This window comes from Acinetobacter sp. 1424608 (assembly GCF_000588255.1).
Lineage (GTDB): Bacteria > Pseudomonadota > Gammaproteobacteria > Pseudomonadales > Moraxellaceae > Acinetobacter > Acinetobacter nosocomialis.
In genome coordinates, this window is record NZ_JFXL01000003.1 from 245,824 (window position 1) to 271,413 (window position 25,590).

Consider the following 25,590-nt stretch of genomic DNA (forward strand, 5'->3'; position numbering starts at 1 on the left):
ACCAATAACTAAAACGAAGATTGAATGAGCGCAAAGCCGATGATTAATTTCCCTTCTATATGGTCTTTGTTTTCCATACACACTGTCCTTTCTTATCTAAAAGTACGATTGAGATTTTTCAATAATCCTTTAAAAATCGTCTTTTCCTAAAGTTATTCCTAGATTTATGGAGGCCAACATCCTTGTTGGTCCTCCAATGGCCATTTACCTTAAAACAGATGCTACTAAAAACAATTAAATTATGCAATACATAATTTAATTATGAATTGTGTAATTTATTAATCAAATTACGCCATTTGTTTGTACTTGTTTTAGATTTCATATTTTATAAATCATTGGGTACACTCACATGGCTTTTAAAGTTCTAATGACGGAAAACCCATGCTTTTAATCAGTGCCTGTTTAATTGGGGAGCCTGTACGCTACGATGGGCGCTCTTGCTTGCACACTACGCTTCAGCAGTTATTTTTAAATAAAAAAGCCCATGCACTTTGCCCAGAGTTATTAGGTGGATTTAGCACCCCTCGTCTACCCGCAGAAATTGTGGGAGGAACAGGTCAAGATGTACTTGATGGCAAGGCAAAAATCGCGGATTCATCTGGTTTAGATGTAACCGAGCTATATTTAAAAGGCGCCTACCGTACTTTAGAAATTGCACGGCAAATACAAGCAACTTGCGTGGTTTTAAAAGAAAATAGTCCGTCTTGCGGTAGCCAAAAAATTTATAACGGTACTTTTCAAGGTGAGAGAATTACAGGTGTGGGGATTACCACAGCACTGTTACAGCGCCATGGCTTTGAAGTAATTTCTGAAAATGAGATTGAAGAATGGTTAACAACACATCCTCTTTAAGGTTGTGTTGATTTACCTAATCAAAAACCTCTTAATTGCTTTCTAAAACGGAAACAGAAAGCACTCAATACACAAGCTACTAAATAGCTTATGACTGCCATACTCCAAAAACCATAAATTCCCATTGCAGAAATCGAGTGACTCCCCCAGTGCAGCCCTTTATAAGCCATCCACCAACCACCACCCAATCCGAAAAATAGCACCACGACTAAAAAAATCAGCATGGGTAAAATCGACACATCCCAACAACGCAGCAAAGAGGTTAGTAAAGACATTAAGCCATCTAGAAAATGAGACATGCAGACAATCAACAGCAGTGATGCTGCCAAAATCTGTACAGCCAAATCATCTGAATAGAACGTGACAATTAAGTCCCGTTCCAACCATAAACACAGGGACAGACTGCCACTCACTGCCATAATTACCCATATACTTTGTCTGGCAATTTTGTTTGCTTCGTCCATGTTCCCGCTGCCCATAGACCTCGACACCAAAATGCTATAAGCCGAGGCAATTGAGGAAGGAAAAATAAACATGAAGCCGCCCGTACTCGCGACAATTTGATGGGCTGCAGACACCACACTCCCGAAAGGCAAAATTAAAATAGCAACCGAACAAAATGCAACAACATCCATCAACGCCATGATCGCGGTAGGTATCCCTATTTTTAAAATCATACGCAGACTTTGTCGGCTATCTTCAACTGACCGCTCTGGATGTTCAATAAAGATGTATCCTTTCTCCAAGAAAAACAGGTAATAAACAGCCAACATAAACCACCGAACAATAATAGTGGCTAATAAAGCTCCTATCGCACCGAGTGGCGGAATTGAAAATGAAGCAACACCATAAATTAAAAGATAGGACAAAATAATTTTAAGAATGAAGAAAAGACTATCTGATAATAAAACCTTGTGTGCATTTTCAGTAACCTGAGACAAAGCTGTAAATAAACGCATCAGTAAATGCGCAGGTAAAATAAATACCAAAGCCCAAATACAGTTTTTAGTAATTGAAACCACATGTTCAGATGCACCAAATAATTTTGGTAAATCACGGAATACGTAAAGCAGGCCAATACTGATCAATGCCGAACATAACATTAGCCAAATGCCTTGAATAAAAATCTGACGTATACGCGGTAAATCATGGCAACCATAGGCTTCTGAAAGCTTGAGTATCACACCTTGCAGAATCCCCATCCCAATGACATAAATCACTGTATATAAAGATAAGGTTACCGATAATGCGGCGACATGATCATTGCTAAAATGCCCTACATACGCAATATCAACCAATCCACTTAAAACTACAATTAAATTGCTAGAAAGCATGGGTATAAATAATTTAAAAATCTGGTTCATCAAAAAAAGCCTTATCTTTTTCTTTGCGATTTATGTTGATATTCACGTTATTTTTAATGCATCAATTCAAAGCAAAAGACATACCAGTTCTAAATTCAGCTCTCCCTAAAATGTTCTTTAAATAAAAAAGCCAAACTATTCGTTTGGCCTTTTTTTAATGTGTGTTGTATACAGTTATTCCTGTTTGTGTTTACTTGCCCAATAAGTTGCAAGCGCCGGGCCCGAAATATTATGCCAAAGACTGAAAATAGCACTCGGTACTGCTGTAATCGGAGAAGCCGCAAAATGTACTGCCGCAAGCGCTACGCCTAAGCCTGAGTTTTGCATACCGACTTCTACCGCAATTGCTTTACTGTCTGCATAAGGCAATTTGAAGAAACGCGCTGCGGTAAAACCTAATAAATAACCAAGCCCGTTATGTAATACCACTACCGCCAAAATGAGCAAACCCGATTGAAAAATAGCTGCTTTACTGCCGCCAATAATGGCTGCCACAATAGCAACAATTGCAATCACTGAAACTAAAGGCATGACTTGAATATACGATTCGACTTGACGTTTAAGCCATGTTCTTAAAATCAGACCAACCACAATAGGAAGCAACACCACCTGTAAAATCGAAATAAACATCGAAGCTGCATCTATCTTTAACCATTGGCTAGCAAGTAGATAGAAAATAGCAGGTGTTAATACAGGTGCTAAAAGTATTGATACCGATGTACAAGCGACCGATAAAGCCACATTACCTTTGGCCATGTAGGTAATCACGTTTGAAGCTGTTCCGCCTGGGCAACACCCCACCAAAATAACCCCAACTGCGATTTCAGGAGGTAAATTAAATAATTTACACAGAACAAATGCCAAACCCGGCATCACCACAAACTGTGCTACCACCCCAATCAACACCGCTTTAGGGCTTTGTAATACCCCTTTAAAGTCGTCTACGGTCATGGTCATTCCCATGCCGAGCATAATAATGCCCAAGATCCATGGAATATAAGCTTTAAGCCAGACAAAAAATTCAGGTTGCCAGAGTGCCAATGCCGCAAAAACGATGACCCATAAAGCAAACGTTTTTTGAACAAATTGAGTAAAACGTAATAATGCAGACATGCTGTTCATCCATATCAAATCGCAATTAAAGCCCAAACATCATGGGCACTATCTCTAGCATTCACTTAACAAGTCAGTCGATTGAATACGGATAACCCCTTGTTGCTGCATGGTTTGCCATGCCTGTTCTAACGAACCGTTGAGATTAATACCTTTGCACGCATCTTCAATCACTAGAGTTTTAAAGCCGAGTTGAATTGCATCTAAAGCAGTCCATGCGACACAAAAGTCCGTGGCAATACCAACCACATAAACCGTATCAATGCCACGCTCTTTTAAGTAACCCGTTAAACCCGTCATTGTGGTGTGGTCTGCTTCCATAAAAGCCGAGTAGCTATCAATATGAGCATGAAAACCTTTTCGGATAATCAGCTGAGCTGTCGGAATATTTAAATCTGGATGAAACTCAGCATCATGCGTGCCTTGTACACAATGCTTAGGCCAAAGCACTTGTAGTCCATACTCGAGTTCAATGGTTTCAAATGGCTGCTTGCCCACATGGTTGACTGCAAAAGAAATATGATTATCTGGATGCCAGTCCTGAGTCAGGACGACATTTTCAAAACAACCAGCAAGTTGGTTAATGGTTGGAATAATAGTATCGGCGTCGACAACTGCCAGGTTTCCGCCCGGCGTAAAACCATTTTGTACATCAACTACGACTAAAGCCGAATTTTGTGGTTGTTTCTTCATTTTCATGCCATCTTAAGTCCCATTCGGGAAAAATATGCATTTTATCTTGCCATAAAAAAGACTGTATCAAGTAGGGATTCGCAGAATTGCACCATATTGTCATATTTACTGTCTTTTACTTGAAATGATCAAATTGGCATTCTATGTTTTGCTCAAGTTTACATAGGGTTTATCAGTTAAGCATATTGTTCTTATGCGTCTGATCAGTCATAATTTGCATAATTGTCATTCAACAATCTGTTATTGTTAGAACTGGACAATCAAAATACTGCAACCATCCCACATTTTGTTTTTCTTACCTCAGATTCGGATGGATAAATAGGATATTTTTTAAAATGACTCAGCAAGCACAGACCATTCAAGGCTCAATCGTCGCAATTGTCACTCCCATGTTGAAAGATGGCGGTGTAGATTGGAAGAGTCTTGAGAAGCTGGTTGAGTGGCACATAGAACAAGGTACAAACAGTATTGTAGCCGTCGGTACAACCGGCGAAGCCTCAACATTGAGCATGGAAGAGCACACACAGGTTATTAAAGAAATTATTCGTGTAGCCAATAAACGTATTCCAATTATTGCCGGTACTGGTGCAAACTCAACCCGTGAAGCAATCGAATTAACTAAAGCAGCTAAAGACCTCGGTGCTGATGCAGCTTTACTTGTAACACCATACTATAACAAACCAACCCAAGAAGGCCTTTACCAGCACTACAAGGCAGTTGCTGAAGCTGTTGAATTACCTCTTATTCTCTATAACGTACCTGGTCGCACAGGCGTAGACTTGTCAAACGATACAGCAGTACGTTTAGCAGAGATTCCTAACATTGTGGGTATTAAAGACGCTACAGGTGACGTACCTCGTGGTAAAGCCTTAATTGAAGCTTTAAACGGCAAAATGGCTGTTTACTCAGGTGACGATGAAACTGCATGGGAACTTATGCTTCTTGGCGCAGACGGTAATATCTCGGTTACTGCAAACATTGCACCTAAGGCAATGAGTGAAGTATGCGCGGTTGCAATTGCTAAAGATGAGCCACAAGCGAAGACGCTTAACAATAAGATTGCAAATTTACACAATATTCTATTTTGCGAATCAAACCCAATTCCTGTGAAATGGGCACTACATGAGATGGGACTGATTGATACTGGTATTCGTTTACCACTCACTCCTCTCGCTGAGCAATATCGCGAACCTCTCCGCAATGCCCTAAAAGATGCGGGAATTATTTAATAAGAGCAATTTATGATGCAATTACGTCTTGGTTTAGTCCTTGCAGTTTCAGCCTTAAGTTTAGCTGGCTGTGGTCGCTTCGCACTCAATAATCACTCTTTAGATTATAAAAAAGCAAAGCAACTCGCCCCGCTTGAGTACCCTGCCGATGCAACTGTACGACCAGCGACTCCTTTGTATCCTGCACCAACAGTAGACCAGCTCGCTATCGATCATGCGCCGAAGTTTGAAAACAAGCGTGGCAACCGTTTTGCATTGCCACGTCCTGAACAAACCCAAGCTGATACAGCAGATACATCTGCTCAATCAGGTAGTGCGCTTAGTCGCCCTCAACTTGTAACAGATGGTAATAAGAATCCACTGTTAAAAATTGATGGAAGTACTGCCGAGATTTGGCAATACACCAAAGCAACCCTAAGCACGTTAAATTACAATGTTATCGCTCAAGGCAGTAATCAAGCGACGATTAAAGTAAATGACAAAACTTATGTGCTTAAACTGACTGGTGTTGGCTCTAGTCATAGCCTTGCTCTCTTTAATCCAGACAACACTTTTGCAAGCCCTGATGTTGCTGCGGAAGTGTTAAACCAGATTTACCAAAATTGGCCAGCCTAGTCGTTTACTAGGCATTTTTTTTTAAAAGGTTCCCTCATGTTAAAACAAACCTTGCTCTATACTGGTAAAGCAAAATCTGTATATGAAACAGACAATGCCGACCATCTGATTTTAGTCTTTCGTGATGATGCCTCTGCGTTCAATGGCGAAAAAATCGAACAACTAGATCGTAAAGGCAAGGTGAACAACCGTTTTAACGCCTTCATCATGGAAAAGCTTGCTGAAGCGGGTATCGAAACGCATTTTGAAAAATTGCTTTCTCCAACTGAAGTTCTTGTTAAAAAACTTCAAATGATTCCTGTTGAATGTGTAATCCGTAACTACGCAGCTGGTTCTTTATGCCGTCGTTTAGGTGTAGAAGAAGGTAAAGAGCTTACTCCTCCTACATTTGAATTGTTCTACAAAGATGATGGCCTAGGCGATCCAATGGTTAACGAATCTCAAGCGATTGCTTTAGGTTGGGCGACTGCTGAACAGTTAGAACAAATGAAAGTGTTAACTTATAAAGTAAATGATGTATTAAAAGCATTATTTGCTGAAGGCAACATGATTTTGGTGGACTTCAAACTTGAATTTGGTGTTTTCCATGACCGTATCGTACTTGGTGATGAATTCTCTCCAGACGGTTGCCGTTTATGGGATAAAGACACTAAGAAGAAACTCGACAAAGACCGTTTCCGTCAAGGTTTAGGCGGTGTTGTTGAAGCTTATGAAGAAGTTGCTGCTCGTTTAGGCGTAGATTTATCTGACATCTAATTCGTCAGCTTCATTAAAAAAACCGGGCATTTCAGCTCGGTTTTTTTATTTCCAGCACCCAAGAATTTAAGGAAAGTAGACAGATTTGTATATTTAATTAAATTATGACTTGCACAATCTAAAAACAAAGCACTAAAATCTAAAAAAACATTAATTGCATCACAATAATTAAATTTAAAGTATGGTGAATCCAATGAAACTATTTAAGCCTGAAAAGAAATTAATGAATCACTCGATACATTTTGGTGAAAACCCATTAGTGATTTTATCTAATTTTAGCGATTCTGCTTTGAAACAAGGTTGGAGCCAAGCTGAAGTAGAAACCGTTATTTCTGAAGCTTCTCAAGGTGACTATATGAAACTCATACGTACATTGAGAACATATACATTACTTTAATTCTCTGCGTTGCTGTAAGCGCTCAATCTCAAACCTAACTAGTTTATAGAGAACGCTCGCTTTTCACTCGGGCGGTAAATAGTCTTGCCATACGATACTCTCAATCTCTTTTTATACTTAATGGTCTTATCTGGTTAATTACGTTCATCCGTATATTATTTTGCTTACTGCCGTACCCTTCAATTTATAAAAAGACACATAAAGCTGGTAGGAATAAACTGGATTTATCCCGAATGCTGCCTTAACAATGAATAAAAATAATAAGTAAAAAATATTTATTCAGTGAGGAGCAAATCTGATGGATCATGAAATAGAGGAAAAAAAGGTCGAGCAAACCTTAAGCTGGCGTGAAAAAATGGCAGTAGAAGAACACGAGAAACTGTCACCCCGTTTAGTCTATGAAATTATCCGCCGTGATGGTGCGGAAGAACTGGATCGCCCAACAGCTGCACTGATCTTTTCAGGAATTGCTGCTGGTTTGGTCATTAGCTTCTCATTTGTATTTAAAGCGATTATTGCTTCTTATATCCCAACTGATGCCATCTGGACCGATTTAATCACCAATTTTGGTTATACCATTGGATTCCTGATTGCTATTTTGGGCCACATGCAACTCTTTACCGAAAATACCATTACTACAGTTGTACCCTTATTTAAACCTTTTAGTTTGGACAAATTACGAGCTGTAGGGCGTTTATGGGGGATTGTGATTCTATGCAATATCATTGGAACAGCTTTGGCGAGTTTATTTTTCCTGACCACAGACCTGTTTACTCCAGACATTGATAAAGCACTAGATGAGCTGGCGCATCATGTTGCATCTTTTTCTGCAATCCAGAACCTGCTTAAAGGGGTTATGTCGGGACTTTTAATTGCCGCATTGGTGTGGATGCTACCTTCAGTCAGCAATAAATTTCTAGTCATCTTTTTTATGACTTATCTGATAGGACTAGGCGACTTTACCCACGTTGTGGTTGGTTCTACCGAAATGTCCTATCTGGTCTGGCAAGGAGAGGCTTCTGTTGGTGAATATCTGTTTAATTTCCTGATTCCAACTACCATTGGAAATATTATTGGTGGTACAGGTGTGTTTACCCTACTGATTTACGGTCAGGTCACTGAAGAATTGGAATAGCAAGAAGCAATAGAGAACTATTGCTCCTGTTGCCATCTGCGTTGCTGTAAGCGCTCGCCTTCAACTTCACGCTTGTTTCTCGCCGACTCATAAAGTTTGGTTCCCTTTAACTCAGGAGGCAAATAGTCTTGCAACACAAAGTGCTCTGGGTAGTCATGAGGATAGAGATAATTAATTCCATAACCTTGCTGTTTCATCAGCTTGGTTGGCGCATTTCTCAAGTGTAAAGGCACTGGTAAATTTGCCGTTTTCTCAGCAAGTTCTAAGGCCTTATTAATCGCGAGATAAGTACTATTACTTTTTGCGCTGGTTGCTAGGTAAACCGCGGTTTGACCCAGAATAATTCGCGCCTCAGGCATTCCCACTGCCTGTACCGAACGGAAACATTCACCAGCAAGCAATAGTGCATTTGGATTCGAGTTTCCAATATCTTCTGAAGCGGCAATCAACATACGTCTTGCAATAAAAACCGGATCTTCCCCACCTTTAAGCATCCGCGCCATCCAGTACAAAGCCGCATCCGGATCACTACCACGAATCGATTTGATAAAGGCAGAAACGAGGTCGTAATGCTGTTCACCCGATTTGTCATAACGCGCAATATTTTGCTGAGCGACTTTTACTACAACCGCATTGGTAATCGTATTTTCAACTTCTGGCTCAAAAGTACTTGCAATTAAGTCTAGTAAATTGAGTGCTTTACGGGCATCACCTGCTGCAAACTGTAAAAGAGCATCATACTCTTCAATATGAATATAGCGTTCTTTTAAGAATTTATCGTTTTGAAGTGCATTGTTAAGTAAAGTCTGAATTGCCTCACTATCTAAACTGTTTAAGGTATAGACCTGACAGCGCGATAAAAGTGCACTATTGACTTCAAAAGACGGGTTTTCAGTGGTCGCGCCAATTAAGGTGATTTTTCCTTTTTCCACGGCACCTAATAATGCATCTTGTTGTGATTTATTAAAGCGATGGATTTCGTCAATAAAAACTACAGGTGTGAGTAAATCACCACTTTCTGCAATCACTTCACGTAATTCTTTTACGCCCGTATTCAGCGCAGATAAGCTCACAAACGGACGATCTATTGCCTGAGCTAAAAGCAAAGCAATTGTCGTTTTACCAACGCCTGGAGGCCCCCAAAAAATAATAGAAGGCAAATGTCCCTGATCAATCATTTGACGTAAGGGTGCATGTTCACCTAACAAATGATCTTGCCCAATAATTTCAGACAAGTCTCTCGGGCGCAGGCGTTCAGGAAGTGGAATATGGGTGTCTGACATCTCAAATAGCTTTATCGTCTTTTCACTATAGTCTATTGTGTCTCACAGAAATCTACAATTTGAATCTATGAGACCCATCCGTTATTTATAGGCTAACTCAAGGCCTTAAGAGAGTTTCTTACTCAGCTTGAGTAAACGAGCATTCGGGCCATCTTCAATTACCCAAATTGAGCCATCTTGTGCTTCATGTAACCCACGAATACGTTGCTTCATCTCTAATCTTTGCACTTCTTTTACGGGCTTATGCTCTAAATCTACAACTACAATGGTTTGTGAAGACAACCCACCAATTAAGGCTTTATTTTGCCATGCCGGAAATTGTTGCCCGCGATAAATAATTAAGCTCGACGGTGAGATTACAGGAGTCCAGTCTATCTCGGGTGCTTTAAACTCTGGGCGAGTGTTATGATCTGGAATAGGCTGACCTGAATAATGGTCGCCATTTGAAACAACCGGATACCCATAGTTTTCACCTTTAACGATGATATTAAGCTCATCACCACCTTTAGGCCCCATCTCAACCACCCATAGCTGTCCTTGGCGGTCAAAGGCCATGCCTAAGGGATTACGGTGTCCAAGTGACCATATTTCAGCAGTAACACCGCCTTGCTTATAAAAAGGGTTACCTACAGCTGCTGAACCGTCATCATTTAAACGTAGAATTTTACCCAAATTACTTTTCATGTCTTGGGCAGGGTCAAACTTTTGGCGCTCACCTGAACTGACCCAAAGCTTACCATCTGCGCCAAAAAGCATACGATGCCCATAATGGCCCTGTCCTGAAACTTTAGGTACTTGCTGCCAAATCTGCTTTATATACTTAAGTTTTGGCTGATTAGGGTTAGATAAATCTAATTTTGCACGTGAAATCACCGCACCAGATCCGCCTTGCCCTTTGGCCGCATAACTGAGATATATCCAGTGATTTTCGGCAAAATCTGGATGCAAAGCGACATCTCCTAAACCACCTTGGCCACCATAGTTCACCACTGGAACACCCTGAACATCTTGTACTTGTTTATTTTGGGGATTAAAAATTTTTAATTTACCTTGCCGTTCAGTGACTAATAAACGTTGGTCCGGCAAAGTGGTAATTGCCCAAGGCTCATTAAAATGTGCGACTGCCTCGACCTGATAAACTTGTTTGGCACCACTAGTTTGCTCTGTTTTTGCAGTTGTATTTTGTTCAGGACTTTTTGAATTAGTATTGTTAGAACCACAAGCCATTAACAAGAAAAAGCTACTACATAATAAGGGGGCTGCTAGTCGTTTCATCATTTTTATCTCCTTCTCTTTTATTTTTTATATAACGGAGATAATTAAAAAATTTACGATAAAAATGTTACTTTATTATACGCTGTAATTAAAAATGCCCATCGGGAGCGTATTAACGCACCCAACGCACCACATAATCTTCTAAGTCATCTTCATGTACATCAGTTTCAGGAATACATCGTCCTGCAACCGACTTTTTCGCCTTAACCACGCTTTGTCTCGTACCCGTATTTAAATAGTGCCAAGAAGGTAAATTCTTACCTTCATTCAACCGTTTATAGGCACAGCTCGATGGTAACCAGTGTATGGTTTTTAAGCTTTCCGGCGTCAACTGTAAACAGTCAGGAACTTGCTGCTGACGATTTGAATAGTCTGAACAACGTCCGGTAGAACAATCCAGCAATTTACACGCTACCTTGGTGTAAGCTACTTCATGTGTATCTTCATCTTCTAGCTTGACCAGACAACATAAACCACACCCATCACACAAAGCTTCCCACTCAGGCTGTGTAAGCTGCTCAAGCGTATAATTTTTCCAAAACAATGGACGAAGTGAGGTCTCGGTAGACATAGGTTTTAACAGCTATATACATAAAGCAAACTCAGATTATAGCATTGAAGTAATCTCTGCTTAAGGAAAGAAACCGTATTTTTAGCATCACAAAATGATTGTTTAATATACATTTCAACCACATAAACGACACATTCCGTGTAAAAAACACGCTATATAGTAAAAACACAATGAAAAATAAGGAGGACAGCATATGTTCCGTTGGGCAATAATTTTTGCAGTGATTGCACTCATTGCCAGTCTATTAGGGTTTGGTGGTGTTGCAGGGTTATCTAAAGACTTTGCCGTGATTTTATTAGTTGTGGCTGTAATTCTCGCTGTTATTGGTTTTATTTCGCGAGGCCGAACCTAATTTAATTATGACCATATAAAAAAGAAGGAACCTGTTCCTTCTTTTTTATTACCCAAATGTTTCTATGTTTTTCTTTTGATGTAGATTTTTACATAGTTATTTATATAGCTTTTATTTTTTATGCTTTAATCAAGTGTATTTAAACCAAGTTAAATTTCAGGATTAATGTCATGAGTACAGCAATTAAAACCCGTGAAATTCAATACACTGCACCAGATGGCAGCCATTTAATTGGTTACTTTGCAGCTCCAGAAAGTGAGACCCCTGTACCTGGTGTCATTATTGGTCCTGAGTGGTGGGGACGTAACGAATACACTGAACAACGTGCGCGTGAACTTGCTGAACACGGCTATGCTGCACTTGCAATTGATATGTATGGCGATAAAAAAGTGACGACGACTGCTGCTCAAGCTTACGAATGGATGATGCAGACATTTGAAGAGTTAGACACAGTGACTGATCGTGCTAGTGCGGGGCTTCAAACTTTGGCTGCTCAACCAGAAGTAAATAGTGAAAAACTTGCAGCAGTAGGTTTTTGCTATGGCGGCAAAGTGGTACTCGATTTAGCTCGCTCAGGTGCTCCCCTCAAAGCAACAGCGACATTCCATGGTACATTAACTCCTAAGGCACCTGCTCAAAAGGGCAACATTCAAGGTGAGGTATTGGTTCTACATGGTGAACTAGACAGCATGGTCACCTTAGAAGATGTTGCTAATTTTGAAAAAGAGATGCAAGCTGCTGAGGTTAAACATGAGGTAGTGGTTTTAAAAGATGCTAAACATGGCTTTAGTAACCCGCTTGCAGATGAAAGAGCTAAAGCGAACGGCGTAGATCTTGGCTACAACAGCGAAGCGGAAAAACAAGGCCTTGCTAAAATGTACGCTTTATTAGAACGTACTTTAAAATAAAAGAAGCAAATTTGGAGCAAATGGTTCTTTTTTCGCATTTGCTCCCTTAAATCTTTATGACTTTGCAATATTTTTCCTGTATTTTTTAAACCATACTTCAATAACTATACTCCCGTTGAGCTAGAGCAAAGCCTAGTCTTATTTCCCGCACTCGGGGTTTAATGGAATAACATGAGAGGATACAACAATGACTGACAAGAAATGTCCGTATTGCAATTTTGATGAATATGACATCATTGATAAGAATGAATTTGCTGTAATTTTACCTGACCCAAATCCGTTGTCTAAAGGCCACTGTGTAGTGACTCCACTGCGCCATGTAAGTTCGTTTTTTGACATTACCTCTAAAGAGCATGAAAGCTTACTGACACTTCTTGAAATTGCCCGTCATGAAACTCAGCTTCGTCATCAACCAGCTGGTTTCCATATTGGCTTTAATGATGGTGAAGTGTTTGGACAAACTTCTGACCATTTCCATATTCATGTCATTCCTTACTATAAAAACCAACCGTTGAAACTTGATCAACGTTGGGGCGTAAAAGAGGATTAATCCTTTTTATGCTTGAAGCAGAGACTACTCGTTTTAAAGTAGTCTCTATTTTAGCAGGCTCGTTCTGATTGCTTGCTTTAAACAAAACTTAACCCAAATTTCAGCTATAATTTAACCCTTACTTTTCTTCTATAGCTGTTCATGCCTGAATTTTCTTTTTCTGATGCCCTCTTAAACTGGTTCGATCAACATGGTCGTCATGATTTGCCTTGGCAAGTCGCAGATGATCCATACAAAGTCTGGGTTTCTGAAATTATGTTACAGCAAACTCAGGTAAAAACAGTTCTTCAATATTTTGACCGCTTTATGGAGCGCTTCCCAACTGTAGAAGCTTTAGGCCATGCAACTTGGGATGAAGTAGCCCCTTATTGGGCAGGTCTTGGCTATTACGCTCGTGCACGCAATTTGCATAAAGCTGCTGGCCTGGTAGCACAGCAAGGCAAATTTCCTGAAACCTTAGAAGAATGGATTGCACTACCCGGCATTGGTCGCTCGACTGCAGGCGCGCTTATGTCTTTAGGTTTGCGTCAGTACGGCGTAATTATGGACGGCAACGTGAAGCGCGTTTTAGCTCGTTTCTTTGCCATTGAGGATGACTTAAGCAAGCCACAACACGAACGTGAAATGTGGAAACTCGCTGAAGAGCTATGCCCAACCCAACGCAACCATGACTACACTCAAGCAATTATGGACTTGGGTGCAACCATCTGTACACCTAAAAAGCCTCTTTGTTTATATTGCCCAATGCAATCTCATTGTCAGGCTTATCAGCAAGGTTTAGAACAAGAATTACCTTTAAAAAAACCGAAAAAAACACCGCCTGTTAAAACGGCAGATGTTCTTATTATTCAGTGCGAAGATGAATGGTTCTGGCAGCAACGCCAAGCTCATGGTCTATGGGGCGGTTTATTTTGTTTACCTATTTTAGAAAATGAACATGAACGTCTGAACATAAGCCAGCAATTTAAACTACAACCTCAAGCACAAACTTTTCAGATCAGTCATAGCTTCACTCACTTCACATGGTTACTTAATGCTCATGCGTTCCACGTGGAACCTGATCAAAAAGAACATCTGGCGATTGAACTTGAAGGCCAATGGTTAAGCCCGGAACAAGCTATTGCTAAAGGTGTTCCAACCGCTATGAAAAAATTGATCTCGACAAGCCGTTCATGACATAGTGGGCAAAATAATTTTGACATGGCTATGACAGGGAGTATTTTGTGCGACGTTTAGTTTCCCATCTCTCACTTGGTTTTCTCATTATTCTCTTGGCAGCCTGTGCCAGTGCACCTAAAAAGCCTGCTCCGCTTTCACCAACTCAAGTCAGCAAACTCAAGAGTATGCAGCTTCCAAGTCGACTTCCCGTTCCGGTAAAAGGAGTCGATCGAGATGAGTTAAAAGACACATGGGGCGCTGCTCGGAGTCAGGGTCGTAGCCACGAAGGAATTGATATTTTGGCTCCACGTGGAACCAAAGTGTACAGTACAACCGAAGGACTAGTGGCTGATCTTCGTAATAATAACCTCGGTGGCAAAGTCATCTGGATTTTAGGCCCGGCAGGAACATGGCATTATTATGCTCATCTTGATGGACATAAACGTGGCTTAAACGTGGGTGACTATGTCAAAAAAGGCGATCTGATTGGCTATGTCGGCAATACGGGAAATGCACGTTATACTTCACCTCATCTTCATTATGGTCTTTACTTAGATGGTAAAGGTCGTGGTGCTGTTAATCCTTATTCATATTTACGCTAGGAACATTTTATGTCGGAAGCGCTGATCAATCGCTTAGTAGAGTTTGCCGAGTCTGGCAACCAGCAAAAGATCATTCTAAATGGCAATAGCTATCAAGGCTGGATCATGGAAATCAGCGATGATGCCCTACTGATCAGTACCGGTTTTTCAGATAAAGTCGGCAAAGATTTTTGGCTCAAGTTTGAAGACTTAACCCAAGCCGAACTATATTATTGGGATACTCGCCCAAATGAATGGGTACCATTCAAACTCTAAAATACCAAGATAAATATAAGGAGCATCATCATGAAAATTCAACGCTGCGGATGGTGTTCCAACGATCCACTCTATATTGCTTACCATGATGAAGAATGGGGCAAACCAGAACACGACGAAGCCCGATTATTTGAAATGCTTTGTCTTGAAGGCCAACAAGCTGGCTTATCGTGGATTACCGTACTCAAAAAAAGAGAAAGCTACCGCCAGCACTTTTTTAATCATTCTATTGCTGACATTGCCGCATTTACAGATGACTTTTTAGAAACAAAACTATCCGATGCAGGCTTAATTCGTCACTTAGGCAAACTCAAAGCCATTCGCGATAATGCGATTGCTTGGCAAGCCCTTAAAGCCCAAGTTGGTGATGTTTCTAAATGGCTTTGGCAGTTTGTAGATGCCACTCCTCAGCACAATGATGTTATAGATTATCGTAAGGCCCCTGCTCAAACTGAGCTCAGTGTAAAGCTATCTAAAACGCTTAAAAAAAATGGTTTCAAATTTGTTGGTCCAACCACCTGCTATGCGTTTATGCAGGCAGTGGGTATGGTCAATGATCATGAAAACGATTGTCAATTTAAAGCTTCATAACCCACCAGAACGGTTCAAATCCGCTTAAGGAGTTTCCGATGAGCAATAATACGATTCAGGCTTATGCAGCAATGCAGGCAGGTGAAAAACTGGTTCCTTACCAATTTGATGCAGGTGAATTACAACCGCATCAAGTTGAGGTAAAAGTTGAATATTGTGGTTTGTGTCATTCTGATATTTCAGTTCTGAACAATGAGTGGCGCTCAACAGTCTACCCCGTAGTTGCAGGTCATGAAATTATTGGAAGAATTGTAGCTTTGGGTTCAGAAGCCAAAGGTTTACAAATTGGACAACGTGTCGGTATTGGCTGGACTGCTGAAAGTTGCCAAGCGTGTGATGAATGTATTGGTGGTCAGCAAGTACTTTGTACGGGCGAAAATGTCGCAACAATCGTGGGTCATGCAGGTGGCTTTGCCGATAAAGTCCGTGCAGGCTGGCAATGGGCCATTCCCCTTCCAGATGATTTAGACGCTGAAAGTGCTGGTCCCCTACTTTGCGGCGGAATTACCGTTTTTGACCCATTACTCAAACACAAAATACAAGCAACGCATCATGTGGGTGTGATTGGTATTGGCGGTTTAGGTCATATCGCCATTAAGCTACTCAAAGCCTGGGGCTGTGAAATCACTGCTTTTAGTTCTAACCCAGATAAAACCGAAGAACTCAAAGCAATGGGAGCCGACCATGTAGTAAATAGTCGCGATACAGAAGCGGTAAAAGCTCAAAAAGGTAAATTTGATTTATTGCTGAGTACCGTAAATGTGACTTTAAATTGGCGAGCTTTTATTTCTACGCTAGCACCAAACGGTTCGTTGCACTTCTTAGGGCTGACCTTAGAACCTGTTCCTGTTTCTGTCGGCTCACTTATTGATGGTGCCAAATCAGTAACAGGCTCACCTACTGGTTCACCTGCTGCTCTACGCCAACTTTTAAAGTTTGCCGCACGCAAAAAAATTGCACCTCAAATTGAGCTATTTCCAATGTCACAGCTCAATGAAGCAATTGAACGTCTACACTCAGGTCAGGCACGCTATCGCATTGTGCTTAAGGCAGACTTTGCAGAATAAAACTAACTCACCGTTTTCATCTGTTGTCGCGACCAGTCTGCCAAGCTCATAATTGCTTGGCGGACATCGGCAGTTAACTCATGGCCTGCGTTTAAACGAATGAAATGTCGATAGCGTTCATCCTCACCAAAAACATGACCCGGTACCACCGTAATTCCCTGAGCTTGAGCAGTGTAATAGAGCGCTAAACTATCTACACTCTTAGGTAACTGTATCCATAATGCATATCCGCCTTCGGGCTGGCTCAATGCAATTGGTATACCTTCAAAAGCTTTTAAAATACAGCTACGGTATTCTTCGACTTGTCGCATTAAATTTGGTCTTAACTGCTCTAAATGCTCTCGATAACCACGACTATAAATAAAATCAGCTAGACCTAACTGCAAGGGTGTATTCACGCCAATATTACTTACCAGCAGTTCAAGTTTTAAATGTTCTAGCTTTGTTGTTAAACAAAACCATCCTACTCGATACGCACTCGACAAAGACTTAGAAACCGAACCACACCAAACCACATAACCTTCGCGGTCCCAATATCGAATGGGTAATGGTCGCTCACTACTGTAGCCACATTCACCAAAAATATCGTCTTCAATAATAAAACACTGATACTTTGCAGCTAATTCAGCAATCTTCTGTTTCTCTGCATTACTAAAACAATATCCCAATGGATTTTGATAATTGGCTGTCATTAAGCAAACTTTTGCTAAACCTTGCTGCATTAAAGACTCTAAGCGCTCAAGATCAATGCCACGATGATCTGCCGGAATCTCAACAATTTGTCGTTTTAAACTTGCTAATAACTGTAAATGACCATTGTAGGTGGGTGTAGGAATAAGAATACTATCGCCCACTTCAGTGAGTTTCTGAATTACTAAAGACAAAGCCGGCATACAGCCATTGGTAATAAAAATATCTTCTGGAGCGATATAAATACCATCTTCACGCCAATGATCAGATAGCGCTTTTCTTAATTGTTCATGGCCTTGTTTATTACAATAAAGAAAATCTTGAGGCTGACAATTTTTTAAAGCCCGTTGAATAGAACGACGTAAACCCTCTACAGGAATAAAGTGCGGCGTTAACTGAATCGATCCCAAAGGTACAAGGTGGCTTTGTAAGGCAGCTTCCTGAATTTGGTTATGCAATTCCAGATTTGAGACATGCCGAGGCAAAGATAAGAAATCTGGACTATCCGGAATAGGGCTAGATGGGGTGCGAGCAACCACAAAATAACCTGACTTCGGCTTTACATAAATAAGCCCCCTCGCCTCAAGTAATTCATAGCAACTTTTTGCTGTACTTAAACTAATACCATGTTGACGGGCAAAATCTCGTAAGGAAATAAGCTTCTGATGAGGTTTCAGTTCATCTTGATAAATACGGTGTGCTAACTGATTGGCAAGAACCTGATATTGGAAAGTCATTCTGTGCTGCTTTTTTAAAAATTTCTGTATCTGTACTGGTTTATAGAACACCTTTAGGCTATGAAAATCAACTCAGAGAGTAGCAAACCAATGAAATTAAAAGCTATATTGTTATTTACTATTGTTTTAGCAGGTTGCCAACCACAGCCCAAAAATGAGCAGCACAGACACACGGTTTGCCAAAGTTTGATTGAAGGTTATTTAAAAATGACCAACCAACAAGACTACAAAATGGAACAGCGAACTGATGAAGAGACCAGTGAGATTTCTCATTATCAATATAAACGAAATAGCTCAAATGAAGTTGTCATGGTGAATTCAGTTTATTCAAACTTATATTTTAGCTGCCGAGACCAGCAAAAAAGCTATTTTCTTTCCCAACATTCAGCAGAAGGACAAACAATTCCCATTTTAGAAGTTCATTTTCCAAGTGATATCTATGGAACTTTTAGAGACAGGTTTTAAAACCATCTTTTAACTGTTCTGCCAAAAACTCAATAAATAAACGTATTCGTTTTGGTAGATGCTCTTGTTGATAATACACAGCATGGATGCTTTGATATTGATGTTCAATTTGATCTTCAAATAATGCAATCAATCTCCCTTCTTCCATATCTTTCCAAATTTCAAATTCAGATAGCCGTGCAATACCATGTCCCCTAATTGTCAGCTGGCGCACAGTCTCACCACTAGAAGCTTTAATGTTTGCTTGTGCGAAAAAATATTCGTCACCGATTTTAATTGGCCAGCTATTGATATATGTCGGTCTGGTAAAACCAATCAAATCATGCTGCTTAAGTTCTTCAGGTTGTGTTGGTGTTCCCTTAAAAGCTAGATAGTCAGGACTTGCCACAATATATAAACGGCTCTTACATACCAATTTGGCGTGCAGACTAGAGTCATTAAGCTCCCCAAATCGAAATGCGACATCGGTTTTATGCTGAAGTAAGTCAATCACCTGATCATTACTATTTAACTCGATTTCAATATCGGGGTAATACTCACGGAACTTATGCATTAATGGTGCAATCACGTGCAAAACAAACGGTGTGGCAGAATCAACCCGAATAAGACCGGCAGTACCTTGATCAGACTTTTGTAGTTCTTCTTCGGCCGCATTCAGTTCATTTAAAATTTTTCGAGCCTTCGTAAGGAACTGTTGCCCTTCTTGAGTGAGTTTCAGTTTACGCGTTGTTCTCTCTATCAAAGTCACATCTAACTTCGCTTCCAAACGTGTAAGAGATCGACTCACCCCTGAAGGTGTTTGCTTTAAATGTTCTGCTGCCGCCACAAATGAACCTGTATCAACAATTGTGATAAAGGCAATAAGTTCTTCAATTGTTGATTTCATGGTTTATTCTATTATTGACTAAACTTCAAAGATATTTTGCTTATTCATCTATTTTTTCGCAACAATAAAAAAAGCAAAATGCACCTCAAGTTAAACAATTATTTAATTTCAGGTGAATACATGAATATCCCACGTTTTGGTCTAGGAACTTTCCGCCTTAAAGAACAAGCTGTGATTGATTCTGTTAAAAATGCGCTAGATGTCGGTTATCGTGCAATTGATACTGCTCAAATTTATGAAAATGAAGCAGCAATTGGTCAAGCGATTGCTGAAAGTGGCGTATCACGTCAGGACTTATTTTTAACTACAAAAATCTGGGTAGATAATTTTGCCCAAGAGAAGTTTATTCCAAGCTTAAAAGAGAGCTTACAAAAGCTTCGTACTGAACATGTCGATTTAACTTTGATTCACTGGCCAGCACCGGACTTAGGTGTTTCGATTCCTGAAATCATGCAGCTTTTACTTGAAGCAAAACAACAAGGCTTAACCAAACAAATTGGTATTTCGAACTTCAATATTGCACTTACCCAACAAACAATTGACACAATTGGTGTAGAGCATATTGCAACGAACCAGATTGAGCTGAGTCCTTATCTTCAAAACCATAAACTTGTAAATTTCTTACAAGAGAAGAATATTGATGTCACTTCATACATGACGCTTGCATACGGCAAAGTGCTTCACGACCCTGTTTTAGCTGAAATTGCGGCAGCAAATAAAGCGTCAACAGCACAAATTGCACTGGCATGGGCATTGCAACGTGGTTTTGCAGTTATTCCATCTTCGACTAAACGTGAAAACCTGATTAGCAACTTAAAAGCACAGGATATCGAGTTAACTGCGGCTGAAATGCAAATGATTGCTGAGCTCGACCGTAATGGCCGTGAAGTTAGCCCAGAGCCATGGGCACCTGTTTGGGACTAAACTCATGAACACTCAATCAAATACAGCGTTCTCGTTATTGGCCTTGGCAATTGGTGCCTTTGCTATTGGTACCACGGAATTTTCTCCAATGGGATTGCTACCGAATATCGCTCATGATTTAGGTATTTCAATTCCAACAGCCGGAATGTTAATTACAGGCTATGCACTTGGTGTAATGCTCGGTGCCCCCTTCATGACCCTATGGTTTGGTGGTTTTGCACGACGTAATGCGCTTATTTTTTTGATGGCGATCTTTACGGTGGGTAACCTGATTGCAGCGTTTTCACCAAGCTATATGAGCTTATTAGGTGCACGTCTCATTACAAGCCTGAACCACGGTGCCTTTTTCGGGATTGGCTCTGTTGTGGCAGCGAGTATTGTACCTGCGCACAAACAAGCCAGTGCTGTAGCAACCATGTTTATGGGTTTAACCATTGCCAATATTGGTGGTGTACCTTTGGCAACATGGGTTGGGCAAAATATTGGCTGGCGTATGTCTTTCCTTGCAATCTCCGTGCTCGGCGTTATTACTATGCTCGCTTTATGGAAAGCACTACCGCAAGGTATGGTTGCCCAAAAACCTAATGTAAAGGCCGAGTTGAAGGTATTAACGCGTACTCCTGTGGTGCTTGCATTACTCACAACCGTACTTGGTGCAGGAGCAATGTTTACGCTCTATACCTATATTGCGCCAAGTTTGACTGAGTTTACCCATGCTTCACCGACCTTCATTACGTTCATGTTGGTGTTGATTGGTGTCGGTTTCTCGATTGGTAACCATTTAGGTGGCCGTTTTGCAGACTTGTCCATCAACAAAACTCTGATTGGTTTCCTGGTACTGTTGATTGTGATGATGGTATCTTTCCCAATTCTTGCTCAAAGCCAGATTGGAGCAGCCATTGCGTTGGTGATATGGGGTGCAGCAACCTTTGCTTTGGTACCGCCCTTACAAATGCGTGTCATGTCAGTGGCTCACGAAGCTCCAGGGCTTGCCTCTTCAGTAAATATCGGTGCGTTTAACCTAGGTAACGCAGTCGGTGCAGCAGCAGGTGCGTTAGTACTCGATTTAGGTTGGGGTTATAGCGCAGTATCATTTGCTGGTGCATTATTGGCAGGGTTAGGTTTGTCATTGGTTCTATTCCAAATCAAACGTGAAAGCAGCCCGACACAAGCTTTGCAACAGTGTTCAGATTAATAAAAAAAGCGCCTGAGATCAGGCGCTTTTTTTCACTTACTTATTTTAAAATATCGGGTAATTTAGGTTTCTCATAAATCGGGTTCATTACTTCCCGCTTCATTTTAAGCAGCATCTGATACGGTTGCTGCTGAACAAACATATTTACGAAGCTTAAAGGAATTGAACCAGCTGGGTCAGCGTAGCCACTGGTGGTTACTTTAACTTTGTTATTCGCTAATTTCTGGAACGTCCATTCACCTTCATAACGGGTTAAACGAACCACATCGGGTTGAGTCGGATAATTACTATTAATCGCTGTGTTCTTAATCGTAATAACACCATTAGCGGCTTTACTCATTTTTCCTTTAACAACTACATCGCGATCTTTTAGGGGAAAAGGAAAATCTAATACCATATATAAAGTAAATTCACCCTTCTTCTCATCTTGAGAGAGCATTTCAACTTTACCCATATAAGGAACCCATTGCGCTGCGCGATTTACATCTAAAATTACTGCAACAGCACGCTCAATGGGTACATCAAAGGTTGTTTCAGCTTTGTATTGAAAGACTGGATTATCGGCCTTTTGATAGGTCCAGACTTTAATATGATTACGGTCAAGGCTGAGTTTCGCCTTGTCTGTAGAGGCAGCCCCTGCACAGAGGCTGCTTAAGCAAAGAAGAGTGGTTAAAGCAATTTGTTTTTTATTCATGTTCTGCTCTATCTTGTTTTTCTCGCCACATATAGGACGTGTACAGATGGTTTACACCTGTACGTCGTTCAACCCTAACACATCTTTCATGTCGTATTTGTGCGCTTCACGACCTACAACCCATGCAGCAGCACGTACTGCACCAGCAGCAAAGTTCATACGGTTAGTCGCTTTATGAGTTACTTCAACGCGCTCACCCTCACCAATAAACATGACAGTATGTTCACCAACAATATCGCCACCACGGATGGTCTCAAAACCAATGGTTTGGCGATCACGTGGACCGGTATGCCCTTCACGACCATAAACAGCAACTTCTTTTAAGTTACGGCCTAAAGTATCAGCAATCGCTTCACCCATCATGAGTGCTGTACCAGATGGTGCATCTACTTTATGACGGTGATGAGCCTCAATCACTTCAATATCTACTGTATCGCCAAATACTTTTGCTGCAAGCTCAAGTAACTTGATTGATACATTTACGCCAACAGAATAGTTTGCCGCATATACAACAGGTATGTGTTTTGCCGTTTCATCAAGCTCAGCTTTTTGTTCATCGGACATACCCGTTGTTCCAATCACTATAGCTACCCCAGCTTCACGACATAACTTTAGATGCTCAGATGTCGCAGCAGGAGTCGAAAAGTCAATTACAACGTCACAGTCTTTAAGAACCTCAGCCAAGCTTCCGGTAAGCTTCACTCCAATTGAACCAATTCCTGCAAGTTCACCAGCATCAGCACCGATTAAAGTACTTTCTGGGCGTACAACAGCAGCTCCCAATTGATAACCTGCTTGTTGAACTGCCTGAATAAGTATACGACCCATACGGCCGCCTGCACCCAAAATACCAATGCGTGGAGCTGCTGACATAATCCTTCCCAATCTTGTGTTTTACGTAATTGGCTTACTATATCAAAACTCTTTGCTCCCAATAAAAAGTAAAAAATATTTTTTAAGATGAACCGAAATTTAAACAGTTTTCACAAAAGTTAAAGAATTGATCTGCACACTACTGAGCCACGAATGAAAAAAAGATGACTATAAGGAGTTCAGCATGCATTCGAAAATTATGGGCTTAATAGCCGTTATGGGGATGATGAGTTCAATGGCATTTGCAGAGCCTGCAATCCAACCAGGGGACACACTAGAAAGCTTATCTAAAGCACGTATTACCACAAATGTAAATTCTCAGGCAGCAACACCTACACCTCAAACAAGTGTGGCAAGCAATACTAATGCTGAAGTTAAAGTCGAGGATATCGACCCGATCATTGAAGAAAAAACCGCAGAAGTAGAAGCAGTAAAAGTAGCTGTACAACCAGTGACTCAAGCTACTGTCGAGGCTGTAGTAGCTCCAGTTGCATCAAACGAACTTATTGTAAGTGTTGACGATATTGATGTCGCTCATCCTACAGAGTAATCGCTAGTCATTTTCTTTTAAGCAGAATAACAATAATAAGATAAATCAGCGCAATAAAAAGGCAGATATTTTTTGAATATCCGCCTTCTTTTTAATTTACGATCTAATCAATCATTAATCAAATAAGCGATCAAAGAATGATTTTTTCTTTGGTGAAGAAGCACTGTCTTCGCCATCGAAAGATGCTTGTAATTCTTTAAGCAATTCACGTTGACGAGAGGTTAAGTTGACTGGTGTTTCTACCACGATACGGCAAAGTAAATCACCCACCATACTGCTACGTACAGGGCGCACACCTTTACCACGTAAACGGAATAATTTACCTGTTTGAGTTCCCTCAGGAATCTTCAAGCTAACGCGACCTTCCAACGTTGGAATTTCAATTTCTTTACCAAGTGCAGCATCCGCAATGCTTACTGGTACGTCCATATATAAATCGGCGCCATCACGTTGGAAAATTTCGTGTTCACGAACCACCACTTCAACGTATAAGTCACCAGCTTGACCATCACGGATCGCCTCGCCTTTACCACTTAAACGAACGCGGTCACCGTTGTCGACACCCGCTGGAATAGTGACTTCTAATGTTTGCTGACGATCAGCTACACCTGAACCATGACATGCATGGCATGGGTTCTTAATAATTTTGCCTTGGCCACGACATGTGCCGCAAGTTTGTTGTACAGAGAAGAAACCTTGCTGCATACGCACTTGTCCTGAACCGTGACAAGTTTTACAAGTTTCCACATCTTTTGGATTTTTAGAGCCTTTACCATCACACACGTCACATGGTGCCGGAGCAGTAAAGGTAATTGTTTTCTTAACCCCTTTTACAGCTTCCTCAAGGGTAAGTTCCATTACATAGCGTAAATCTGAACCGCGACGTTGGCGTTGCTGACGTCCACCGCCACCAAACGCTCCACCAAAGATATCACCGAACTGGCTAAAAATATCTTCTGCACTGAAACCGCCAAAGCCACCACCAGCGCCACCAAAGCCACCTTCAAACGCATTATGTCCCATACGGTCATACATGCTGCGTTTTTCGCTGTCCGATAAAATCTCATAAGCTTCTGAAGCTTCTTTAAATTTTTCTTCTGCTTCGGCATTGTCAGGGTTTCTGTCAGGATGATATTTCATCGCCAATTTACGATAGGCTTTTTTGATCTCATCATCACTTGCGGTTTTTGAAACGCCTAAAACCTCATAATAATCACGTTTAGCCATGTTTGGCGGTGCTCCTCACGGAAATTTTATCAATACTCTATTGCCGACTAAATGGGGGGCTTTAGCCGAATTTACAAGGGGAAAACTTTCAAAAAACAGATATATTAAAAAACTGCCTTATTTTTTAAATATTTAGACAAGCCTTTTAACCATGCATTTAATAAAAATAACCAAGCAATAGCGCTAAAAACAACACCAGCAACTGTTGATGCCGTTACCCAAAGGTTACTGTTCCATGCAAAAAAGAAAAGAGGAATAAACCAAACAACAGCAAAAACTGACATGAAGAGGAATAGAATACCATTGCGCATAATCCAGAGCGCATGAGCATGAATCCAAACTTCCGCATCATCCACAACAGCTACTTTACGAGCGACCAGATAAGCAAAGGCCGCAAAAATAACCGTAAACAATGCAAGAAACATGAACGCATAAGAAATCACAATATAACGGCGATGCTGTTCGATATGGTCTTGCCCCATCTGTATTTCACCTCAATTCACTGCACTGTGCCTATTTTTTATGCAGTGAAATAATCCTGTATTTTTTGTGTAAAGACAGGTGCTACTATATTGGAGTTTTC

Annotated in this window: 30 protein-coding genes; 18 read left to right on the plus strand and 12 right to left on the minus strand. The window is 40.8% G+C overall.

Annotation, left to right across the window (positions count from 1 at the left end):
- Positions 1-381: 381 nt before the first annotated feature.
- The gene (locus J678_RS09235; RefSeq protein WP_002053740.1) at positions 382-852 is read left to right on the plus strand and encodes a DUF523 domain-containing protein; all 471 of its coding nucleotides are present in this window, start codon (positions 382-384) and stop codon (positions 850-852) included.
- A gap of 20 nt (positions 853-872) precedes the next feature.
- Here the strand turns inward: J678_RS09235 and J678_RS09240 are convergent, their stop codons facing one another.
- The 3 genes from J678_RS09240 to pncA all read right to left on the minus strand — a co-directional run bounded on the left by J678_RS09240 (position 873) and on the right by pncA (position 4,028).
- A complete protein-coding gene (locus J678_RS09240) occupies positions 873-2,216 on the minus strand; it encodes an MATE family efflux transporter (RefSeq protein WP_031955500.1) in 1,344 nt (447 codons plus the stop codon).
- Between the two features lie 174 nt (positions 2,217-2,390).
- Positions 2,391-3,329: a bile acid:sodium symporter family protein gene (locus tag J678_RS09245; RefSeq protein ID WP_031955498.1), complete on the minus strand. Its 939-nt coding sequence runs from the start codon at positions 3,327-3,329 to the stop codon at positions 2,391-2,393.
- A gap of 54 nt (positions 3,330-3,383) precedes the next feature.
- On the minus strand, positions 3,384-4,028 hold the full coding sequence (pncA, locus tag J678_RS09250) for a bifunctional nicotinamidase/pyrazinamidase (protein ID WP_006581544.1): 645 nt from the start codon (positions 4,026-4,028) through the stop codon (positions 3,384-3,386).
- A gap of 329 nt (positions 4,029-4,357) precedes the next feature.
- Here pncA and dapA point away from each other — a divergent pair, with 329 nt between their 5' ends.
- The 5 genes from dapA to J678_RS09275 all read left to right on the plus strand — a co-directional run bounded on the left by dapA (position 4,358) and on the right by J678_RS09275 (position 8,154).
- Complete coding sequence (gene dapA, locus J678_RS09255; RefSeq protein WP_031955497.1) at positions 4,358-5,251, plus strand: 4-hydroxy-tetrahydrodipicolinate synthase; 894 nt, start codon at positions 4,358-4,360, stop codon at positions 5,249-5,251.
- Positions 5,252-5,266: 15 nt separating this feature from the next.
- Positions 5,267-5,866 (plus strand): hypothetical protein, encoded by a 600-nt coding sequence (locus J678_RS09260; RefSeq protein ID WP_002053789.1) that lies wholly within the window; start codon positions 5,267-5,269, stop codon positions 5,864-5,866.
- Between the two features lie 36 nt (positions 5,867-5,902).
- Positions 5,903-6,622 carry a phosphoribosylaminoimidazolesuccinocarboxamide synthase gene (gene purC, locus J678_RS09265; protein ID WP_000917863.1) on the plus strand — a complete coding sequence of 240 codons (720 nt, stop codon included), beginning with the start codon at positions 5,903-5,905 and terminating at the stop codon, positions 6,620-6,622.
- Positions 6,623-6,815: 193 nt separating this feature from the next.
- A complete protein-coding gene (locus tag J678_RS09270; RefSeq protein WP_002053827.1) occupies positions 6,816-7,019 on the plus strand; it encodes a hypothetical protein in 204 nt (67 codons plus the stop codon).
- Positions 7,020-7,317: 298 nt separating this feature from the next.
- Positions 7,318-8,154 (plus strand): formate/nitrite transporter family protein, encoded by an 837-nt coding sequence (locus tag J678_RS09275; protein ID WP_031955495.1) that lies wholly within the window; start codon positions 7,318-7,320, stop codon positions 8,152-8,154.
- A 17-nt stretch (positions 8,155-8,171) separates the two neighbouring features.
- On the opposite strand, the gene J678_RS09280 is transcribed toward J678_RS09275, so the two are convergent.
- The 3 genes from J678_RS09280 to J678_RS09290 form a co-directional block, all read right to left on the minus strand.
- Positions 8,172-9,437: a replication-associated recombination protein A gene (locus tag J678_RS09280; RefSeq protein WP_001285409.1), complete on the minus strand. Its 1,266-nt coding sequence runs from the start codon at positions 9,435-9,437 to the stop codon at positions 8,172-8,174.
- A 105-nt stretch (positions 9,438-9,542) separates the two neighbouring features.
- A complete protein-coding gene (locus J678_RS09285; RefSeq protein ID WP_031955493.1) occupies positions 9,543-10,715 on the minus strand; it encodes a PQQ-dependent sugar dehydrogenase in 1,173 nt (390 codons plus the stop codon).
- 109 nt (positions 10,716-10,824) lie between these two features.
- A complete protein-coding gene (locus J678_RS09290; RefSeq protein WP_006581539.1) occupies positions 10,825-11,283 on the minus strand; it encodes a YcgN family cysteine cluster protein in 459 nt (152 codons plus the stop codon).
- A gap of 193 nt (positions 11,284-11,476) precedes the next feature.
- Between J678_RS09290 and J678_RS09295 the strand changes: the two genes are divergently transcribed.
- The 8 genes from J678_RS09295 (at position 11,477) to ahr (ending at position 16,766) form a co-directional block, all read left to right on the plus strand.
- Positions 11,477-11,635 (plus strand): DUF1328 domain-containing protein, encoded by a 159-nt coding sequence (locus J678_RS09295; RefSeq protein ID WP_002053759.1) that lies wholly within the window; start codon positions 11,477-11,479, stop codon positions 11,633-11,635.
- A 170-nt stretch (positions 11,636-11,805) separates the two neighbouring features.
- On the plus strand, positions 11,806-12,543 hold the full coding sequence (locus tag J678_RS09300; protein ID WP_002053958.1) for a dienelactone hydrolase family protein: 738 nt from the start codon (positions 11,806-11,808) through the stop codon (positions 12,541-12,543).
- A gap of 187 nt (positions 12,544-12,730) precedes the next feature.
- Positions 12,731-13,093, plus strand: a complete 363-nt coding sequence (locus J678_RS09305; protein ID WP_002053765.1) for an HIT family protein — start codon at positions 12,731-12,733, stop codon at positions 13,091-13,093.
- Positions 13,094-13,234: 141 nt separating this feature from the next.
- Positions 13,235-14,269, plus strand: a complete 1,035-nt coding sequence (gene mutY / locus J678_RS09310; RefSeq protein ID WP_006582411.1) for an A/G-specific adenine glycosylase — start codon at positions 13,235-13,237, stop codon at positions 14,267-14,269.
- A gap of 47 nt (positions 14,270-14,316) precedes the next feature.
- Positions 14,317-14,853 (plus strand): M23 family metallopeptidase, encoded by a 537-nt coding sequence (locus J678_RS09315; RefSeq protein ID WP_004711329.1) that lies wholly within the window; start codon positions 14,317-14,319, stop codon positions 14,851-14,853.
- A gap of 9 nt (positions 14,854-14,862) precedes the next feature.
- Positions 14,863-15,108 carry a hypothetical protein gene (locus J678_RS09320; protein WP_001287365.1) on the plus strand — a complete coding sequence of 82 codons (246 nt, stop codon included), beginning with the start codon at positions 14,863-14,865 and terminating at the stop codon, positions 15,106-15,108.
- Positions 15,109-15,138: 30 nt separating this feature from the next.
- Positions 15,139-15,699 (plus strand): DNA-3-methyladenine glycosylase I, encoded by a 561-nt coding sequence (locus J678_RS09325; protein WP_006581536.1) that lies wholly within the window; start codon positions 15,139-15,141, stop codon positions 15,697-15,699.
- 38 nt (positions 15,700-15,737) lie between these two features.
- On the plus strand, positions 15,738-16,766 hold the full coding sequence (ahr, locus tag J678_RS09330) for an NADPH-dependent aldehyde reductase Ahr (protein ID WP_004885048.1): 1,029 nt from the start codon (positions 15,738-15,740) through the stop codon (positions 16,764-16,766).
- A gap of 2 nt (positions 16,767-16,768) precedes the next feature.
- Here ahr and J678_RS09335 read toward each other — a convergent pair whose 3' ends face one another.
- On the minus strand, positions 16,769-18,193 hold the full coding sequence (locus J678_RS09335) for a PLP-dependent aminotransferase family protein (protein ID WP_006582410.1): 1,425 nt from the start codon (positions 18,191-18,193) through the stop codon (positions 16,769-16,771).
- Between the two features lie 90 nt (positions 18,194-18,283).
- Between J678_RS09335 and J678_RS09340 the strand changes: the two genes are divergently transcribed.
- A complete protein-coding gene (locus J678_RS09340; protein WP_006582409.1) occupies positions 18,284-18,658 on the plus strand; it encodes a hypothetical protein in 375 nt (124 codons plus the stop codon).
- Here the strand turns inward: J678_RS09340 and J678_RS09345 are convergent.
- The gene (locus J678_RS09345) at positions 18,642-19,544 is read right to left on the minus strand and encodes a LysR family transcriptional regulator (RefSeq protein WP_006582408.1); all 903 of its coding nucleotides are present in this window, start codon (positions 19,542-19,544) and stop codon (positions 18,642-18,644) included. The two genes, J678_RS09340 and J678_RS09345, sit on opposite strands and share 17 nt — an antisense overlap.
- A 120-nt stretch (positions 19,545-19,664) precedes the next feature.
- Between J678_RS09345 and dkgB the strand changes: the two genes are divergently transcribed.
- Complete coding sequence (dkgB, locus tag J678_RS09350) at positions 19,665-20,468, plus strand: 2,5-didehydrogluconate reductase DkgB (protein WP_031955490.1); 804 nt, start codon at positions 19,665-19,667, stop codon at positions 20,466-20,468.
- A gap of 4 nt (positions 20,469-20,472) precedes the next feature.
- Complete coding sequence (locus J678_RS09355) at positions 20,473-21,663, plus strand: MFS transporter (protein ID WP_009504365.1); 1,191 nt, start codon at positions 20,473-20,475, stop codon at positions 21,661-21,663.
- Between the two features lie 40 nt (positions 21,664-21,703).
- Here J678_RS09355 and J678_RS09360 read toward each other — a convergent pair whose 3' ends face one another.
- Entirely contained in the window at positions 21,704-22,357 is a 654-nt protein-coding gene (locus J678_RS09360; protein ID WP_006582406.1) for an START domain-containing protein, read from the minus strand.
- 51 nt (positions 22,358-22,408) lie between these two features.
- The gene (gene dapB, locus J678_RS09365) at positions 22,409-23,230 is read right to left on the minus strand and encodes a 4-hydroxy-tetrahydrodipicolinate reductase (protein WP_002053870.1); all 822 of its coding nucleotides are present in this window, start codon (positions 23,228-23,230) and stop codon (positions 22,409-22,411) included.
- A gap of 184 nt (positions 23,231-23,414) precedes the next feature.
- On the opposite strand from dapB, the gene J678_RS09370 reads away from it, so the two are divergent.
- On the plus strand, positions 23,415-23,780 hold the full coding sequence (locus J678_RS09370) for a hypothetical protein (RefSeq protein WP_031955488.1): 366 nt from the start codon (positions 23,415-23,417) through the stop codon (positions 23,778-23,780).
- A gap of 114 nt (positions 23,781-23,894) precedes the next feature.
- Here the strand turns inward: J678_RS09370 and dnaJ are convergent, their stop codons facing one another.
- Together dnaJ and J678_RS09380 are read right to left on the minus strand one after the other, a co-directional pair.
- Positions 23,895-25,007 carry a molecular chaperone DnaJ gene (gene dnaJ, locus J678_RS09375; RefSeq protein ID WP_001119029.1) on the minus strand — a complete coding sequence of 371 codons (1,113 nt, stop codon included), beginning with the start codon at positions 25,005-25,007 and terminating at the stop codon, positions 23,895-23,897.
- Positions 25,008-25,111: 104 nt separating this feature from the next.
- Positions 25,112-25,489, minus strand: coding sequence for a hypothetical protein (locus J678_RS09380; RefSeq protein ID WP_002053984.1), 378 nt, complete (start codon positions 25,487-25,489; stop codon positions 25,112-25,114).
- Positions 25,490-25,590 lie beyond the last annotated feature (101 nt).

Coding starts and splice junctions, on each gene's coding strand:
- J678_RS09305 (WP_002053765.1), top strand. CDS start 12,731: ATGACTGACAAGAAATGTCCGTATTGCAATTTTGATGAATATGACATC.
- J678_RS09245 (WP_031955498.1), bottom strand. CDS start 3,329: ATGTCTGCATTATTACGTTTTACTCAATTTGTTCAAAAAACGTTTGCT.
- J678_RS09270 (WP_002053827.1), top strand. CDS start 6,816: ATGAAACTATTTAAGCCTGAAAAGAAATTAATGAATCACTCGATACAT.
- J678_RS09290 (WP_006581539.1), bottom strand. CDS start 11,283: ATGTCTACCGAGACCTCACTTCGTCCATTGTTTTGGAAAAATTATACG.
- J678_RS09355 (WP_009504365.1), top strand. CDS start 20,473: ATGAACACTCAATCAAATACAGCGTTCTCGTTATTGGCCTTGGCAATT.
- J678_RS09370 (WP_031955488.1), top strand. CDS start 23,415: ATGCATTCGAAAATTATGGGCTTAATAGCCGTTATGGGGATGATGAGT.
- J678_RS09295 (WP_002053759.1), top strand. CDS start 11,477: ATGTTCCGTTGGGCAATAATTTTTGCAGTGATTGCACTCATTGCCAGT.
- dapA (WP_031955497.1), top strand. CDS start 4,358: ATGACTCAGCAAGCACAGACCATTCAAGGCTCAATCGTCGCAATTGTC.
- purC (WP_000917863.1), top strand. CDS start 5,903: ATGTTAAAACAAACCTTGCTCTATACTGGTAAAGCAAAATCTGTATAT.
- pncA (WP_006581544.1), bottom strand. CDS start 4,028: ATGAAAATGAAGAAACAACCACAAAATTCGGCTTTAGTCGTAGTTGAT.
- J678_RS09320 (WP_001287365.1), top strand. CDS start 14,863: ATGTCGGAAGCGCTGATCAATCGCTTAGTAGAGTTTGCCGAGTCTGGC.
- mutY (WP_006582411.1), top strand. CDS start 13,235: ATGCCTGAATTTTCTTTTTCTGATGCCCTCTTAAACTGGTTCGATCAA.
- J678_RS09240 (WP_031955500.1), bottom strand. CDS start 2,216: ATGAACCAGATTTTTAAATTATTTATACCCATGCTTTCTAGCAATTTA.
- J678_RS09235 (WP_002053740.1), top strand. CDS start 382: ATGCTTTTAATCAGTGCCTGTTTAATTGGGGAGCCTGTACGCTACGAT.
- J678_RS09380 (WP_002053984.1), bottom strand. CDS start 25,489: ATGGGGCAAGACCATATCGAACAGCATCGCCGTTATATTGTGATTTCT.
- J678_RS09260 (WP_002053789.1), top strand. CDS start 5,267: ATGCAATTACGTCTTGGTTTAGTCCTTGCAGTTTCAGCCTTAAGTTTA.
- J678_RS09275 (WP_031955495.1), top strand. CDS start 7,318: ATGGATCATGAAATAGAGGAAAAAAAGGTCGAGCAAACCTTAAGCTGG.
- ahr (WP_004885048.1), top strand. CDS start 15,738: ATGAGCAATAATACGATTCAGGCTTATGCAGCAATGCAGGCAGGTGAA.
- J678_RS09280 (WP_001285409.1), bottom strand. CDS start 9,437: ATGTCAGACACCCATATTCCACTTCCTGAACGCCTGCGCCCGAGAGAC.
- J678_RS09325 (WP_006581536.1), top strand. CDS start 15,139: ATGAAAATTCAACGCTGCGGATGGTGTTCCAACGATCCACTCTATATT.
- J678_RS09300 (WP_002053958.1), top strand. CDS start 11,806: ATGAGTACAGCAATTAAAACCCGTGAAATTCAATACACTGCACCAGAT.
- J678_RS09285 (WP_031955493.1), bottom strand. CDS start 10,715: ATGATGAAACGACTAGCAGCCCCCTTATTATGTAGTAGCTTTTTCTTG.
- dnaJ (WP_001119029.1), bottom strand. CDS start 25,007: ATGGCTAAACGTGATTATTATGAGGTTTTAGGCGTTTCAAAAACCGCA.
- dapB (WP_002053870.1), bottom strand. CDS start 23,230: ATGTCAGCAGCTCCACGCATTGGTATTTTGGGTGCAGGCGGCCGTATG.
- J678_RS09340 (WP_006582409.1), top strand. CDS start 18,284: ATGAAATTAAAAGCTATATTGTTATTTACTATTGTTTTAGCAGGTTGC.
- J678_RS09360 (WP_006582406.1), bottom strand. CDS start 22,357: ATGAATAAAAAACAAATTGCTTTAACCACTCTTCTTTGCTTAAGCAGC.
- dkgB (WP_031955490.1), top strand. CDS start 19,665: ATGAATATCCCACGTTTTGGTCTAGGAACTTTCCGCCTTAAAGAACAA.
- J678_RS09335 (WP_006582410.1), bottom strand. CDS start 18,193: ATGACTTTCCAATATCAGGTTCTTGCCAATCAGTTAGCACACCGTATT.
- J678_RS09345 (WP_006582408.1), bottom strand. CDS start 19,544: ATGAAATCAACAATTGAAGAACTTATTGCCTTTATCACAATTGTTGAT.